15 protein-coding genes are annotated in these 15,589 nt (G+C 70.2%); 11 read left to right on the top strand and 4 right to left on the bottom strand.

The features are described 5' to 3' along the window. A partial coding sequence (locus RWO82_RS11515) for a cytochrome b/b6 domain-containing protein (RefSeq protein ID WP_314427061.1) occupies positions 1-1,012 on the top strand: 1,012 nt, incomplete at its 5' end. 120 nt (positions 1,013-1,132) lie between these two features. Here RWO82_RS11515 and RWO82_RS11520 read toward each other — a convergent pair. Further along, entirely contained in the window at positions 1,133-1,639 is a 507-nt protein-coding gene (locus RWO82_RS11520; protein WP_314427064.1) for a GNAT family N-acetyltransferase, read from the bottom strand. Positions 1,640-1,769: 130 nt separating this feature from the next. Here RWO82_RS11520 and RWO82_RS11525 point away from each other — a divergent pair, with 130 nt between their 5' ends. From RWO82_RS11525 to rocD, 8 genes are all read left to right on the top strand, one after another. Further along, positions 1,770-2,330 (top strand): acyl-CoA thioesterase, encoded by a 561-nt coding sequence (locus tag RWO82_RS11525; RefSeq protein WP_314427066.1) that lies wholly within the window; start codon positions 1,770-1,772, stop codon positions 2,328-2,330. 2 nt (positions 2,331-2,332) lie between these two features. After that, the gene (locus RWO82_RS11530) at positions 2,333-3,169 is read left to right on the top strand and encodes an NAD(P)H-binding protein (RefSeq protein ID WP_314427068.1); all 837 of its coding nucleotides are present in this window, start codon (positions 2,333-2,335) and stop codon (positions 3,167-3,169) included. A gap of 157 nt (positions 3,170-3,326) precedes the next feature. Next, positions 3,327-7,028, top strand: a complete 3,702-nt coding sequence (locus RWO82_RS11535; protein WP_314427070.1) for a bifunctional proline dehydrogenase/L-glutamate gamma-semialdehyde dehydrogenase — start codon at positions 3,327-3,329, stop codon at positions 7,026-7,028. A gap of 270 nt (positions 7,029-7,298) precedes the next feature. Beyond that, positions 7,299-7,745 (top strand): hypothetical protein, encoded by a 447-nt coding sequence (locus RWO82_RS11540; RefSeq protein ID WP_314427072.1) that lies wholly within the window; start codon positions 7,299-7,301, stop codon positions 7,743-7,745. Beyond that, positions 7,745-7,975 (top strand): helix-turn-helix transcriptional regulator, encoded by a 231-nt coding sequence (locus RWO82_RS11545; protein ID WP_314427074.1) that lies wholly within the window; start codon positions 7,745-7,747, stop codon positions 7,973-7,975. The genes RWO82_RS11540 and RWO82_RS11545 overlap by 1 nt, the downstream gene beginning before the upstream one ends. Before the next feature lies 1 nt (position 7,976). Then, positions 7,977-8,999, top strand: coding sequence for an NAD(P)-dependent alcohol dehydrogenase (locus RWO82_RS11550; RefSeq protein ID WP_314427076.1), 1,023 nt, complete (start codon positions 7,977-7,979; stop codon positions 8,997-8,999). Positions 9,000-9,227: 228 nt separating this feature from the next. Then, complete coding sequence (gene ddaH, locus RWO82_RS11555) at positions 9,228-10,115, top strand: dimethylargininase (protein ID WP_314427078.1); 888 nt, start codon at positions 9,228-9,230, stop codon at positions 10,113-10,115. After that, a complete protein-coding gene (gene rocD / locus RWO82_RS11560) occupies positions 10,112-11,323 on the top strand; it encodes an ornithine--oxo-acid transaminase (RefSeq protein WP_314427081.1) in 1,212 nt (403 codons plus the stop codon). Before ddaH ends, rocD begins: the two co-directional genes overlap by 4 nt. Positions 11,324-11,454: 131 nt before the next feature. On the opposite strand, the gene RWO82_RS11565 is transcribed toward rocD, so the two are convergent. The 3 genes from RWO82_RS11565 to RWO82_RS11575 all read right to left on the bottom strand — a co-directional run bounded on the left by RWO82_RS11565 (position 11,455) and on the right by RWO82_RS11575 (position 13,791). After that, the gene (locus RWO82_RS11565; protein WP_314427083.1) at positions 11,455-11,892 is read right to left on the bottom strand and encodes a hypothetical protein; all 438 of its coding nucleotides are present in this window, start codon (positions 11,890-11,892) and stop codon (positions 11,455-11,457) included. Between the two features lie 106 nt (positions 11,893-11,998). Then, complete coding sequence (locus RWO82_RS11570) at positions 11,999-13,345, bottom strand: MFS transporter (RefSeq protein ID WP_314427085.1); 1,347 nt, start codon at positions 13,343-13,345, stop codon at positions 11,999-12,001. A gap of 5 nt (positions 13,346-13,350) precedes the next feature. Continuing rightward, entirely contained in the window at positions 13,351-13,791 is a 441-nt protein-coding gene (locus RWO82_RS11575) for a MarR family transcriptional regulator (RefSeq protein ID WP_314427088.1), read from the bottom strand. An 81-nt stretch (positions 13,792-13,872) separates the two neighbouring features. Between RWO82_RS11575 and RWO82_RS11580 the strand changes: the two genes are divergently transcribed. Further along, entirely contained in the window at positions 13,873-14,625 is a 753-nt protein-coding gene (locus RWO82_RS11580; RefSeq protein ID WP_314427092.1) for a copper homeostasis protein CutC, read from the top strand. Positions 14,626-14,680: 55 nt separating this feature from the next. Further along, positions 14,681-15,535 carry an alpha/beta hydrolase gene (locus RWO82_RS11585; RefSeq protein ID WP_314427095.1) on the top strand — a complete coding sequence of 285 codons (855 nt, stop codon included), beginning with the start codon at positions 14,681-14,683 and terminating at the stop codon, positions 15,533-15,535. The last annotated feature ends 54 nt before the right edge of the window (positions 15,536-15,589 follow it).

Raw genomic sequence — 15,589 nt, forward strand, 5'->3', positions numbered from 1 at the left:
TGCGAGAGCGGCGGTCGTGGCAGTCGACGCGAGTGTTCCGCTGCCGTTCACCCGCACCGTCTGGAACGGCACCGCCCCACGGAAGATCCCCGCAGCGGCAGTCGAGGCGGAATCCGTCCGTCGCCCCACCTGGACCCAGGCCATCGCGGGGCTGCTCGGGGCCGCGGCCCTCGGCATCCTGGCCGGCGCCGCCGTCGCGTTCGTGCGCACGCTGCTGAGCCTGCCGTTCATGCAGGACTTCCTCGTCGCGTTCCCCGGCGAATACGAACCCGCCGTGCATGTCGAGCCCGGGTTCGCGCCCTGGGTCAACTGGGCGCACTTCTTCAACGTGTTCCTGATGGTGCTGATCATCCGCTCGGGTCTGCGCATCCGCAGCGAGAAGCGGCCGGCCGCGTTCTGGACCCCCCGGAACAACCCCAAGGGCAAGGTCAGTCTGACCATCTGGTTCCACCAGGCGCTCGATGTGCTGTGGCTCGTCAACGGCGTGATCTTCGTGGTGCTGCTGTTCACGACGGGGCACTGGGCGCGCATCGTGCCCACCAGCTGGGAGGTCTTCCCGAACGCCCTGTCGGCGGCGCTGCAGTACGTCTCGTTCGACTGGCCGCACGAGAACGGCTGGAACAACTACAACGGCCTGCAGCAGCTCGCGTACTTCACGACCGTGTTCATCGCGGCTCCCCTCGCCGCGGTGACGGGGTTCCGGATGTCGGGGATGTGGCCGAAGAGGGCCGAACGACTGTCGAAGGCCTACCCGATCGAGTGGGCGCGTGCGCTGCACTTCCCGGTGATGCTGTACTTCGTCGCGTTCATCGCGGTGCACGTCGCGCTCGTGATGCTGACCGGATTCCTGCGCAACCTCAACCACATGTACGCCGCGCAGGACGCCGTGACCTGGACCGGGTTCTGGGTGTTCGTGGCGTCGCTTGTGGTGATCGCCGCGGGGTGGGCCGCTGCTCGTCCTCTGGTCATCGCACCGATCGCCAAGCTCTTCGGCACCGTCTCGGGGCGCTGAGGCTCGGTCTCGGCACTGCCCGTCGGTCTCGCCGAGAGACCCGTATCACGCAGCGAGACCCGCCTGCAGGAGGCGGGTCTCGCGGGATGTCACGGGTCTCGACGCGTGCGCCGGCTGGACTCAGCGCACGAAGCGCACCTCGGTCAGCGTCTCGCCGAGGAAGGGCTCGGTGTGGGTGGCGCCGTCGAGCGTGAAGCCGTTGCGCGTGTAGAAGCGGTGCGCGCGGGGGTTGTCCTCGGCCACCCAGAGGTAGAGCGGTTCGTCGGTCTCGACCGCGGCGTCGAACAGCTTCTGGCCGATGCCGGTGCCGTGGAAGGCGTCGAGGAGATAGATGAAGTAGAGCTCGCGCATCGACGGAGCGTCCTTGTCGCGGGCGGGTCCGGATCCTGCGAATCCGACGATCTCTCCGTCGACGAGCGCCGCCTTCATCGTGAAGTCGGGCCCTTGAGCGGCCCAGTGCGTCCACAGCTCGGCCATGCGGCGGGGCGACACCTTCTCGAGGGCGGCCTTGCTGATCAGGTGGTCGTAGGTCTCGTGCCAGCACTGCGCATGCACGCGACCCAGGGCTTCCGCATCCACATCACGGACCGGACGGACGATGACTTCAGGCTGGGCTTCGGCGCTCATAGCGCGACTCTACGCGCGGCTTTCGGGAACAGGAAATCGAGCGGATGCGGCAGAAGGCCGGATTCGGGACGCTGGAGGTGTCGAACAAAGAAATTCGGGGTTCGTGCGCCGAAGGCTACGATCGAGTCTCGTGAACGTGATCTGGCGCACCCTGCTCGTGGTCCTCTCCGCCCGTCGCCGCGTGCGGCGGGGGAAGACTCTCGACCCTGCGTCCGTGAGCTCGGTGACGCTGACGACGCTGCCGACGGACATCGACATCCTGCGCCACATGAACAACGGCCGCTACCTCTCGCTGTTCGACCTGGGTCGCTGGGACCTGCTGATCCGCACCGGCCTCTTCGACGCGATGAAGGACCGCGGCTGGTATGCGGTGGTGTCGAGCGAGACGATCACCTTCCGCAAGTCGCTGCAGCTGTGGCAGCGCTTCGAGGTGCAGTCGAGGTTCATCGGACACGACGACAAAGCGGTGTTCCTCGAACATCGCGCGGTGGTGCGCGGAGAGGTCTACGCCCGCGCGATCGTCCGGTCGCGCATGCTGCGCCGCACCGGCGGCACCGTGAGCAACGAGGAGCTCTTCGCCGCGGTCGGAAAGCCCGAGGGGGTGCCCGAGATCGACGCGTGGGTGCACGACTGGGCTGTGGCATCCGCGCTTCCTCCTACGCGTGCTGCGGCACCGAGCGTGTGGAGCTGAGCATGACCTCTCGGTGGGGGATCGACGCGCGCGAACCGGGCCGCACGCTCCTGGTCGGATGCGGCAAGATCGGTGTGCGCCTGGGTGAGGAGCTCGTCGCGCGCGGGGGAGAGGTCGTCGCGATCCGGCGCACGGCGAACGGGCTGCCGGCGGGTTTCCGCACGATCGCCGCCGACCTCGAGAGGCCGCTCGCTCAGCCGCTCCCGGAGGTCGATTCGGTCGTGATCACCCTGCCGCCCAGCCGCGCCGAGTCCGATCGCGGGTCGATCTATCCGCTGGCCCTGCGAGCGATCGCGGATGCGCTGCCCTCGGCGCCGTCGCGGGTCGTGTTCGTATCGTCGACGCGCGTGTTCGAGGGGCGGCCGGGGCCCGTGCCGTTGACCGAGCGCGACGAGCCGGCGACCACGACGCCGGGGGGCGCGGCCCTGGTCGAGGGGGAGAGGCTGGCTCGCGAGCTGCTCGACGCCGTGATCGTGCGGCCCGCCGGGATCTACGGACCCGGGCGTGAATCGGTCGTACGCCGGGTGCTCGCGGGAGACGCCATGGACGTCACGCGCCGCACGAACCGCATCCACGAGACGGATGTCGTACGGCTTCTCGACGTGCTGCTGCGGGCGGCCACGCCGCCGCCGCTCGTGCACGGCGTCGACCGCGAGCCGGTACCGCTCGGCGACGTCGTGGGGTTCATCGCGGCCGGGCTCGGGGTGGCGCCTCCGCCGGCGGCCGAACCGTCGGGCGGAGGGACCGTGCTCGACGGAAGTCTGTTGCTCGAGCTGCTGGGCGAGCTGCGGTATCCGACCTACCGCGAGGGCTACGCGCCGCTCCTCGCCGCACGCTAGCGCTCACGTCTCCGCCGCGCGGGCGTCCGTGCGTGCGCCTTCTCCGCGATCTCGTGCCGGTCGATCGCGCAGCCGCCCCACGAACCGGACGCACGCGGGTGCGGATCCCCGCCCGTCGCTCAACGGCATGCCTGCATCTCGGTTCTAGGCTGAGGCCATGGCAGACATGTCGCTCCCCGCGGATGCCGACTCCGCGCCGCTCGCGGACCGAGCAGTCGAGCTGGCTCGGCGATGGGTGACCGAGGCGGCGGCCGCCGACGTCGACCCCGCCGCCGAGCGGCTTGCGGGGGTGCTGCAGGACGTCAACGGGCTCCCGTTCACCCTGGGCTTCGTCGACGGGGTCATGCGACCCGAGAGCCTCAGCGCGGCGGCATCCCGACTCCATCGCATCGCGCCGATCGTGCCGGAGTTCCTCCCCTGGTACCTGCGGTCGGCGGTGCGCATCGGCGGCGGTGTCGCGCCGATCCTCCCGACTCCCGTCGTGCCGATCGCGCGCAGGGTGCTCCGTGAGATGGTCGGTCACCTCGTCGTCGACGCCCGCCCCGCCAAGCTCGGACCGGCGATCACCAAGATCCGCGAATCCGGCGCTCGGCTCAACCTGAACCTGCTCGGAGAGGCGGTGCTCGGCGAGAGCGAGGCCCAGCGGCGCCTCGACGGCATCCACGAGCTCATCGGCCGACCCGACGTCGACTACGTGTCTGTCAAGGTGTCGGCGATCCTCAGCCACATCTCCATGTGGGCGTTCGATCAGATCGTCGACGAGGTGGTCGCGCGGCTGCTCCCGCTGTATCTGACGGCGGCCACGGACGGCACCTTCATCAACCTCGACATGGAGGAGTACCGCGATCTCGACCTGACGATCGCGGCGTTCACACGGCTTCTCGAGGATCCGCGGCTGCACGGACTCGAAGCCGGCATCGTGCTGCAGGCGTATCTTCCCGATGCGCTGCCGGCGCTGCAGCAGCTCACCGCGTGGGCACGGGAACGCGTCGAGCACGGCGGCGCCCCGATCAAGGTGCGCCTCGTCAAGGGAGCGAACCTGGCGATGGAGCGCGTCGAGGCCCGCATGCACGGCTGGGCCCAGGCGACGTACGACACCAAGCTCGACACCGACGCCAACTATCTGCGCTGCCTCGACTGGGCACTTCGCCCCGAGAACCTCGAAGCGGTGCGCATCGGCGTCGCGGGACACAACCTGTTCGGCATCGCCTATGCGTGGCTGCTCGCGAACGAACGAGGCGTCGCGACGGGTGCGACCTCGGGACAGCCGCTCGTGGAGTTCGAGATGCTGCTCGGCATGGCGCAGGGGCAGGTGCAGGCCGTGTCGCGCGAGGTCGGCGAGGTGCTGCTGTACGTGCCGGTCGTGAACCCCGCCGAATTCGACGTCGCGATCAGCTATCTCGTGCGGCGTCTGGAGGAGAACGCCTCGTCCGACAACTTCCTGTCCGCGGCATTCCGACTCGATGAGGACGCCGCGCTCTTCGCCCGAGAACGCGATCGCTTCGTCGACGCGCTGCGACGCTCGACGTCGCCGACGCTGCACGTGGGGGCGCTGCGCACACAGGATCGACAGGCACCCGTGCACGAATCCCTGCGCGCCGTACCGGTCGCACCCGCACCCGAGGAGGGGCTCACCCAGGCGGTCCTGGGGATCGCTCGCGGGTCCGAGGACTCCGGCGAGCCTTTTCTCGAGACCGCGGTCTACGCGCCGCGTGAGCTCGAGGCCGACCCCGACGGCATGCGAGGCGGTGCCGGCGGCGCACCGGGCTTCACGAACACTCCCGACACGGACCCCTCGCTCCCGGCCAACCGCGACTGGGCGCGCGGGATACACGCCCGCATCGCGGACTCCGACCTCGGTGCCGCGATGATCGCCGCGGCACGCATCGACGACCTCTCCGCGCTCGAGGAGACGATCGTCCATGTCCGTGACGGCGGGTCGCTGTGGGGAGCCCGCCCCGCCACGGAGCGCGCCGAGGTGCTGCTGCGCGCCGCCGCCGCGCTCGAGGCGCAGCGCGGCGCGATGATCGAGGTCGCCGCATCCGAGACCGGCAAGGTGTTCGCCGAAGCCGACGTCGAGGTCAGCGAAGCGGTCGACTTCGCCCGCTACTACGCGGCGAAGGCGAGAGAGCTGGATGCGGTGCCCGGCGCGGTCTTCGAGCCCGCCCGCGTCACCGTCGTGACTCCGCCGTGGAACTTCCCCCTCGCGATCCCCGCCGGGGGTGTCCTCGCCGCGCTCGCCGCAGGGTCGGGCGTGGTCTTCAAGCCGGCTCCTCAGGCGCGCCGCTGCGCTGCGGTGATCGCCGAGACGCTCTGGCAGGCGGGGATCCCGCGCGACGTGCTCGCGCTCGTCGACATCGAGGAGGGCGATCTCGGGCGCGCCCTCATCTCGCACGAGGCGGTCGACCGCGTCATCCTCACCGGGTCGTGGGAGACGGCGGCGCTGTTCCGCTCGTGGCGGCCCGACCTGCCGCTGCTCGCCGAGACGAGCGGCAAGAACGCCATGATCATCACTCCGTCGGCCGACCTCGACCTCGCGGCATCCGGCCTGGTGCGCAGCGCGTTCGGTCACGCGGGGCAGAAGTGCTCCGCCGCGTCGCTGGCGATCCTCGTCGGACCCGTCGGGCGTTCGCAGCGCTTCGCCCGGCAGCTCGCGGATGCCACGCGATCGCTGCGCATCGGCCCGCCCACAGACCCGCTCGCCGAGGTGGGACCGGTGATCGAGCGGCCGCAGGGCAAGCTCGCGTGGGCACTCACCGAACTCGAGGGCGAGGAGCGCTGGCTCATCGAACCCGCGGTCTCGGTCGACGATCCGACCGGAAGGATCTGGCGCCCCGGCATCCGTGTCGGCGTGCAGCCCGGATCGCGCTTCCACACCGAGGAGTTCTTCGGTCCGGTGCTCGGGGTCATGCACGCGCCGACGCTCGAGCGCGCGATCGAGCTCCAGAACGCCGTGGCGTATGGGCTGACCGCGGGGCTCCACACGCAGGACCCCGCCGACCTGGCACTGTGGCTCGACGCGGTGCAGGCCGGCAACCTCTATGTGAACCGGGGTATCACGGGCGCCATCGTGCAGCGGCAGCCGTTCGGGGGCTGGAAGAGGTCGTCGGTGGGTCCCGGGGCGAAGGCCGGCGGCCCGAACTATCTGATCGGACTCGGAACCTGGCGATCGCAGGCGACGGGACCCGTGTCGAGCACTCTGCACCTGCGAGGACTCGATTCGCGCATCACGGAGTTGATCGAAGCGGCTCAGCCCTCCCTCGGCTACGAGGCGTTCGAATGGCTCAGGCGCTCCGCGCTGTCGGACGCGCTCGCCTGGGATCGCGAGTTCGGTCAGGTGCGCGACGTGTCGCACCTGGGCATCGAGCGCAACCTCTTCCGTTACCGGCCCGTCGCGGTCGAGATCAGGGCGACGGCGGATGCCGGATGGCAGGAGCTGCTGCGCGTCGTCGTGGCGGCGGTGCGGGCGGGCGCCGGTTTCGTGCTCTCGACTCCGGTCGGCCTGCCGCCCGAGGTCAGGCGCGCGCTGGGCGCTCTCGGAGCCACGGTCTTCATGGAGAGTGACGACCAGTGGATCGAGCGGGTGCGTGGTCGCGGCGAATCGGCGGGGGCACTCGACGCACTGCGCGAGACGCCGACCCCGGATCGCGTGCGGCTCGTGGGTCCTCGCTCGTCGGTCGCGGCGCTGCACAGGGCGCTCGCGGTGGCCGTCGAGGGCGACCCCGATCTCGCGGTGTACGACGGCGAGGTGACGTCTGCGGGGCGCATCGAGCTGCTGCCGTTCCTGCACGAACAGGCCATCGCGATCACCGCACACCGGTACGGCAACCCCGACGCCTGGAGCGCCGAGGTCATCTGACGCCTCGGTGCCGCATCCGGAGTCGGGCCGGGCGGGGTCGGTTCCGCACCCGCGCGTCAGGCGGGGTCACTTTTGCACCCGCGCGTCAGGCGGGGTCGATTCCGCACGGGAGCGGGCCTATTCGGATGCGGAAGTGGCCCCGCTTGAGGGAGTGGATGCGGAAGTGGCCCCGCTTGAGGGAGCGGATGTGACCCCGCCTGAGGGAGCGGTGTAAAGAATTCTTGACACGGCGGTGGATGCGGGCTTACAGTCATGTCAAGAATCTTTGACATGGGGGACATCATGGTCTACGAAGAGCGCAACGCCTGGGCGGGTCTCATCGTCGGGGTGCTCGTGATCGGCGGTTACGTCGTCGTCATGGTGCAGCAGTCGGTCGGCCGGCCGGTGACCGAGGTCGACTGGCTCCCGCCGATGCTGTGGACGATCGGCATCGGAATTGTGGCGACCATCGCGCTCAGCATCGTGTGGGGGATCATCGCGGGCGCGAAGGACCCCGACGGCGTGGGGAAGTCCGACATCCGCGACCGCGACATCGGTCGCATGGGCAGCCGCGTCGAACAGGCCTTCGTCGTGATCGCCGGGCTCGGCGTGATCGCGCTGTGCGCGGTGGGCGCCGACGTCTTCTGGATCGCCAACACCATGTTCGCCGGGTTCGCCGTCGCGGCGATGGTCGGCAGCGTCGCGAGGGTCGTCGCCTACCGTCGGGGACTCGTCTGATGGTCAAGCCCACCCTCGTCTCCAATCGCATCCGCGCGCATCGCGAGGCCGCGGGGCTCACCCAGGCCGAGCTCGCGCGCAGCATCGGAGTGACGCGGCAGACGCTGATCGCGATCGAGCAGGAGAAGTACTCTCCGTCGCTCGAGCTCGCGTTCCAGATCGCACGGGCCTTCGGGGTGGGGCTCGACGATCTGTTCCAGTACCCGCAGCCCACGAACACGGAGGTGTGACATGACCGAGATGATGCCGGCATGGCGTCGTGAGACCTACGGCTCAGCCGACGGCTTCCGCCTGGAGCAGGTACCTGTTCCCGTGCCGCGGAGCGGGGAGGTGGTGCTGCGAGTCGAGGCGACCGCGCTGCACGCCGGCGACGTGCGTCTCATGCTCGGCGATCCGCTGATCGTGCGACCCGTCTTCGGGCTGACGCGCCCCAGATACCCGGTGCGCGGCATGGAGGTCGCCGGCACGGTCGTGGCGGTGGGCCCGAACGCGATAGGCGCTGAGCTCGGGGAACGCGTCGTCGGCGAACTCACCGGGGGCGGCGGACTCGCGTCGCACGTCGCGGTGCCCGCTGCGCGGCTCGTGCCGGTCCGGCCCGACGTCGCCTCCGCGACCGCCGCATGCCTGACGATCTCGGCCGGCACCGCCTGGCAGGCCCTCGACCTCGCAGGGGTCGGGCTCCGCCACGCCAGGGGCGACACGGCCGGGCAGGTCCCCCGTGTCCTCGTGATCGGCGCCTCCGGGGGAGTCGGCACGTTCATGGTGCAGCTAGCCGCGCTGCGCGGCGCCGAGGTGTGGGCCACGTGCGGCGAACGCAACTCGCGGCTCGTCGAGCACCTCGGCGCCGTGCACACCTTCGACCACCGCACGTCTCCGTTGGCCGATCTGCCGGCCGGGCACTTCGACGCGGTCATCGACATCGCCGGCGGCATCGGCCTGCGCGAACTGCAGCGACTCGTCGTCGCCGGCGGTTCGGTGGTGCTCGTGGCAGGCGACGGAGGACACGTGCTCGGGCCGGTGCCGCGGATGCTCAAGGCGGTGTTCCTGTCGATCGGGTCGCATCGCCGCATCCGTCCGCTGGCGGCGGCGCCGCGCCCCGAGATCCTCGCGAAGCTGCTCGAGCTCACCGCCGAGGGGCGAATCGCGCCCGTGATCGAGCGAGAGTACGGCTTCGACGAGGCATCCGCAGCGCTCGCCCATCTCGAAGCAGGGCACACTGTCGGCAAGCTCGTCGTCCACGCCGCCTTCGAATAGCGCACCTGGCAGATTCTGCCGCCCGAGATCTGCAAAGTGAGCGATTCGAAGCGGGGGAGGGGGAGGCCGGGCTCGGTGCTCTGGCGGCGTGCAGGGAGCGGATGACAGAATGGGTCTCGGCGTGCTCGAGTCGCATCTTCCCCGAGCGCCGACTCCTCCGGAGCGGCACGGGTCGAAGGACCGCCGGGCCCCTGGACAGCGTCCGCCGCATCCCGTTCGAGGAGCCCCATGACTGTCGAAACCACCGCGCCGGCACCCGAGACCGTCGCCCCGGTCCGCACTGCACACCACCGTCGCTATCTGATGTGCAAGCCGTCGCACTTCACGGTGAACTACTCGATCAACCCGTGGATGGAGCCGTCGAAGCCCACCGACACGGCCAGGGCTGTCGAGCAGTGGCAGAAGCTGCACGACCTGTACCTCGAACTCGGTCATGAGGTCGAGCTCATCGAGCCCCTCGCCGGCTACCCCGACATGGTCTACACGGCCAACGGCGGATTCCTGATCGACGGCCGCGCCTACGTGCCGAAGTTCCGCTTCGTCGAGCGTCAGGGTGAGGCCCCCGCGTTCGCCGACTGGTTCCGCGCCGCGGGATACGACACCGTCATCCCCGAGGAGGTCAACGAGGGCGAGGGCGACTTCCTGCTCGTGGGCGATGTGATCCTCGCGGGCACGGGTTTCCGCTCGACCGGCGACAGCCACCGTGAGGTCGGCGAGGTCTTCGGTCGCGAGGTCGTGTCGCTCAACCTCGTCGACCCGCGCTTCTATCACCTCGACACCGCGATCGCTGTGCTCGACCCCGTGCAGGGCACGGACGACGGCGGCCCCGAGCGCGCCAACATCGCGTACCTCCCGGGAGCGTTCGACGACGCCAGCCGCGCGATCCTCGAGGAGCGCTTCCCCGACGCGATCCTCGTGTCCGACGAGGACGGCTCGGTCTTCGGGCTGAACTCGGCGAGCGACGGATACAACGTCATCATCTCGCCTCGGGCGAAGGGCTTCGAGAAGCAGCTGCGCGAGCGCGGCTACAACCCGATCATGATCGACCTCTCCGAGCTGCTGCTCGGCGGTGGCGGCATCAAGTGCTGCACGCTCGAACTGCGCGGCCGCTCATGACCCTCCCGCAGCAGACGGGCTCGGTCACGGACGCAGCCGAGCCGCACGTCGCGCACAACTACCACCCGCTCCCGGTGACCATCGCCCGCGGCGACGGCGCATGGGTGACGGATGTCGAGGGCAAGCGCTACCTCGACCTGCTCGCGGCGTACTCGGCGGTGAACTTCGGCCACCGGCATCCGGCGATCGTCGCGGCGCTGACGGAACAGCTCGGCCGCGTCGCTCTCACGAGCCGTGCCTTCATGAGCGATCGGCTCGAGCCCTTCGCGGCGGCTCTGGCCGGCCTGGCGGGCAAAGACATGGTGCTGCCGATGAACACGGGCGCCGAGGCGGTCGAGACGGGCATCAAGGTCGCGCGCGCCTGGGGATACCGCGTGAAGGGCATCGCCGACGGCAGGGCGCGCATCATCGTGGCGGCGGGCAACTTCCACGGACGCACCACCACGATCGTCAGCTTCAGCGACGATCAGGAGGCTCGGGCGGACTTCGGTCCGTACACCCCGGGTTTCGACGTGGTGCCCTACGGCGATGCGGATGCCGTCGCCGCGGCCATCACCGACGACACCGCCGCCGTGCTGATCGAGCCCATCCAGGGCGAGGGCGGGGTGGTGATCCCGCCGGAGGGATACCTGCGCCGCATCCGCGAGATCTGCGACGAGCGGAACGTGCTGTTCATCGCCGACGAGATCCAGTCGGGGCTCGGCCGCGTCGGCGAGACCTTCGCGTGCGATCGTGAGGGCGTCGTGCCCGACCTGTACCTGCTGGGCAAGGCGCTGGGTGGCGGGATCCTCCCCGTGTCGGCCGTCGTGGGGAACGCCGATGTGCTCGGCGTCATCCGTCCCGGCGAGCACGGGTCGACGTTCGGCGGCAACCCGCTGGCCGCCGCGGTCGGACTGCGCGTGGTCGAGATGCTCGAGTCGGGGGAGTTCCAGGAGCGCGCCCGCGCACTCGGGGAGCACCTCGCCGCCGCGCTCGCGCCGCTTCTGGGCCATGGCGTCACCGAGGTGCGCATCGCCGGACTCTGGGCGGGCGTCGACATCGATCCGGCGAGGGGCACCGGTCGCGAGATCGCGGAGAAGCTCCTCGATCGCGGGGTGCTGGTGAAGGACACGCACGGCCAGACGATCCGCATCGCGCCACCGATCGTGATCCGCGCGACCGAACTCGACTGGGCCGTCGAACAGCTCAAGCTGGTGCTCGGCGCCTGATCGGGAGCGTACGAAAAGGCGATCCGCAGATCGATCACTCGGACCCGTCTGCGGATCGCCCCCGATCCTCCGATCGTCACGACCGAGTGCGTCGCCCCAGCCCCCCGGGGTTCGAGCGCTCTCGGCGCGTCTCAGGCCGGCGCGTCGTCCGGGTCGAGCGTGCGCAGCGTGTCCTTCTCGACATCCGTGTCGGCGGTCAGCTGCTGCTCGGTGTTCTCATCGCCTCCGAGCGCCGCGTCGTCGCGGTCGGGGCTCGCGTCGCCCTGGATCGCGCCGTGCGGGGATTCGCCGTGCGAGCTGTCGCCCTGCAGTGCGCCGCCCTGCGTCGCACCCTGGGGGTCGCCCTCACGGGCATCGCCCTGCAGTGCGCCGCGCGGGGATTCGCCATGCGAGCTGTCGCCCTGAAGGGCGCCGCCCTGGGCTGCGCCCTGCGCGTTGCCCTCGAGTTCGTCGCCGTGCGATTCCGAGCCGTTCTGGCCGTCGGGCGCGGTGTTGTGCTCGGGGGTGGCCTCGCGGGAGCCCTCGGCAGGCTCCTCGGGGTGAGGGGTTCGTCCTGTGTGCTGGTCCATGTGCCGCACGCTACGCGCACGAGTCCGATCGGCCCAGGGAGTTGACAAACGGCCCGCGGCGGGTTCCGCGACCCGCCCGAGTGTCGTCGAGGACGGAACGAGCCCCTCAGTCGCCCTTCGTGGTGCGGATGGGGGTCGTGGCCGATTTCTCGGTGTACTCCACGGGTTCCGCGGCGCGCGCGGCCTCGGCGTCCGCCCTCTCCACGACGTCGAGCGGCCGGGTCTCGTCGAGCGTCATGAGGAAGCGGCTGTTCTCGGCGCGGTGCAGGCGACCCGAGGTGAACACCCAGATCGCGCCGATCGCGCAGGCGACGAATCCCGCGGTGCCGCCGAGCATGATCGCGCTGCGCGGGCCGAAGGTGTCGGCCACCCATCCGGCGATCGGGGCGCCGACCGGCGTCGATCCCATGATCACCGCCATGTAGAGCGCCAGCACGCGCCCGCGCAGCGCGGGAGCGGTGGTCATCTGCACGTAGCCGTTCGCGGTCGTTAGCAGGGTCACGATCATGAACCCGGTGAAGGTGAGGGTCACGGCGTAGCTCACGTACGTCGGCATCGCGGCGGAGACGAATGCCGCGACGCCGAAGCCGCCGGCCGCGAGGATCACGACGCGCACTCTCGCCCGGTCGCGGCGGGCCGCCAGCAGGGCTCCCGCGAGCGACCCGATCGCGAGGACAGAGCTGAGGATGCCGTAGCCGTCTGCCCCCGCGCCGAACTCCAGAGCCATCGTCGAGGCGAAGATCGGGAAGTTCATGCCGAACGCGCCGATCAGGAAGACGGTCACGAAGACCACGCGCAGGTCGCTGCGGCCCCACACGTAGCGGAAGCCCTCGGCGAGCCCGCCGGGGCGACGGTTCTTGGGGCGCGGTGCGAGCTGGCCCGTGCGCAGCATCAGGAGCGCGATGAGCATCGCGAGGAAGGTCGCGGCGTTCGCGATGAACACCCAGCCGGAGCCGATCGCGACGATCAGGAGGCCGCCGACGGCCGGACCGATCATGCGGGCGAGGTTGAACGACGCGGAGTTGAGGGCGACCGCGTTCGACGTGTCGCCCGACGAGACCATGTCGGAGACGAAGGCCTGCCGCGCGGGGGCGTCGAAGGCGTTCACGACGCCGAAGGCCGCCGCGAACCCGAACATCATCGGAAGCGTCATGACGTCGCTCAACAGCAGCACACCCACGGCGATCGCGAGCAGCAGCAGTGCGCTCTGCGTGGCGAGCAGGATGCGCCGCCGTTCGAACCGATCGGCCACCCATCCGGTCAGACTCACGAGCACGAGCGGAGGACCGAACTGCAGTGCCATGGTCACGCCCATCGCCGCGGCGTCGTTGTCGGTCAGTTCCGTGAGCACGACCCAGTCCTGGGCGGTCGCCTGCATCCACCCGCCGACGTTCGAGACCAGCGCTCCGGCGAACCAGATGCGGTAGTTGACGTTCGCGAACGAACGGAACATGGCGCTCATCGTTCGACCACCCTGCGCATCAACGCGCTCGCTTCTCGCAGCGTCGCGAGCTCCTGCTCCGTGAAGTCGAGTTCGGCCAGCATCTCGGCGAGCAGCTCGTCGCGTCGGTGGATCGTCTCGGCCACGATCGCGATCCCGGCGTCCGTGATGTCGACCTGCACTCGCCGTCTGTCCTCGGCGTCGGGCGTGCGCACGACCAGTCCCTGCTCTTCGAGACCGTTGATCATGTTCGTCATCGACGGCGCCGTGACGCGCTCGCGCTCGGCGAGAGAGGTGATCGTGCGTCGGCCGTGCATGCGCAGAGTGGCCAGAACAGCGAGCTGGGCGTCGCTCATCGCGTCGACGGCGCGGACGCAGCGGAGGCGTCGAGCGAGTCGGAAAGCGGCCATGCGCAGGTCGGTCGCGGTGAGCTGGAGGGATTCATCGGACGCAGGCATTACTTAGCCAGTCTAAGTATTTTCCCGGACGAAGGGAAGCGCGCGTCCGAGACGCAGTGCCCGACAGGCCAGAATGGACCCATGACCCGACCCGTCGCCCTCGAGCTCGCCGTGCAGGACCCGACCGGAGTCCGCATCGCGGGAGCCGTGGGCGCTGCGCGCGTCGAGCTCGCGCAGGCACTCGCACTCGGCGGACTCACGCCCTCGCCCGCCACTCTCGACCTCTCGATCGACGCCGCCCGCGCCGTGGGAGTCGAGGTGCACGTGCTCGTGCGGCCGCGACCGGGGGGATTCGTCTACTCCGCGGATGAGATCGCGATCTCCGAGAGCGATGTCCGTCGGGCGATCGAAGCCGGCGCGGACGGCGTCGTGATCGGTGCTCTCGGCGCAGACGGGATGCTCGACATCCCGGCCATGCGCCGGCTGCGCGACGCCGCGGGCGGAGCATCCGTCACCCTGCACCGGGCGATCGACGTGACGGTCGATCCCCTCGCGACCCTCGCGACCGCTCGCTCGCTCGGACTGCGTCGCGTGCTGACCTCGGGGGGAGCCTCTGCGGCGATCGACGGCGTCGATACGCTGCGCGCGCTCGTCGCCGAGGCGGCGGGAGGGATCGAGGTCATGGCGGGCAGCGGGGTGGATGCGGACAGTGCGCCCGCCCTCGCCGAGACGGGGATCGACGCACTGCATTTCTCGGCCAAGCGCAGGGTGCGCGAACCCGAAGGGCAGGCGCGTGACGACGTGCGCATGGGATCGGCCGCAGACGGCGCCGGAGGGTACGAGGTCACCGATCTCGAGATCGCGCAGTCGGTGGTCGACGCACTGCTGCGCTGACGCCGGGCGGCGCTCGCGCGCTGACACCGCCGATTCCCGTCAGTAGGGTGGGGGCGTGACGGATACTCGCGAGTTCACGGATGCTCACGGCATCGCCATCGTCTACGACGTGCACCCCGCAGCGGGTGAGGCGCGGGGGGTCGTGCAGCTGCTGCACGGAGTGGGCGAGCATGCGGGGCGGTATCCCGCGCTCATCGCCGCGCTGAACGGCGCCGGCTTCACGGTGTACGCCGACGATCACCGCGGTCACGGCCGCACGGGCATCCGTCAGCACGGCGGCCCCGCAGGTCTCGGCAGACTCGGCAAAGGCGGGCTGCGCGCGGCCGAGGCGGCGGTCTGGCAGCTCACCGGCATCATCAAGGACGATCATCCCGACCTGCCTCTCGTGCTGCTCGGGCATTCCTGGGGATCGTTCCTCGCGCAGATGCTCGTGAACGACCACCCGGAGGCGTGGGACGCCGTGATCCTCTCGGGGTCGGCACTGCGGATGCCGGGATCGCTCAACGCCGCACCGTTGAACGCGCGCTGGGCCGGACCCGAGGCGACCGGCCTGGAGTGGCTCAGCCGCGACCCGACCGTGTGGACGCAGTTCGACGAGGACCCGCTGACCACCGATGTGCCGCTGCTCAAGCTGTTCGGTCCGATCGAGGCGGCCAAGCTCTACGGCCGCCCGCGCAAAGATCTCGGTCGAGACATCCCGATGCTGCTGCTGGTGGGGCGCGACGACCCGGTCGGCGGTCCGCGCAGCGTGCACCGGCTCGCAGACGAGTACCGCACCAGATCGGGGCTCACCGACATCACGACCCTGGTGTATCCGGATGCCCGGCACGAGATCTTCAACGAGATCCAGCAGGACGAGGTCAGAGCCGACATCCTGGCGTGGCTCGACTCGCACATCCCGGCACGCTGAGGACCGCGTTTCGTCTCGGTCGGCTTCGCCGTCCTCGCTCAACGACCGGAGGGG

Origin of the sequence: uncultured Microbacterium sp., from assembly GCF_963521645.1 — a bacterium.
Lineage (GTDB): Bacteria > Actinomycetota > Actinomycetes > Actinomycetales > Microbacteriaceae > Microbacterium.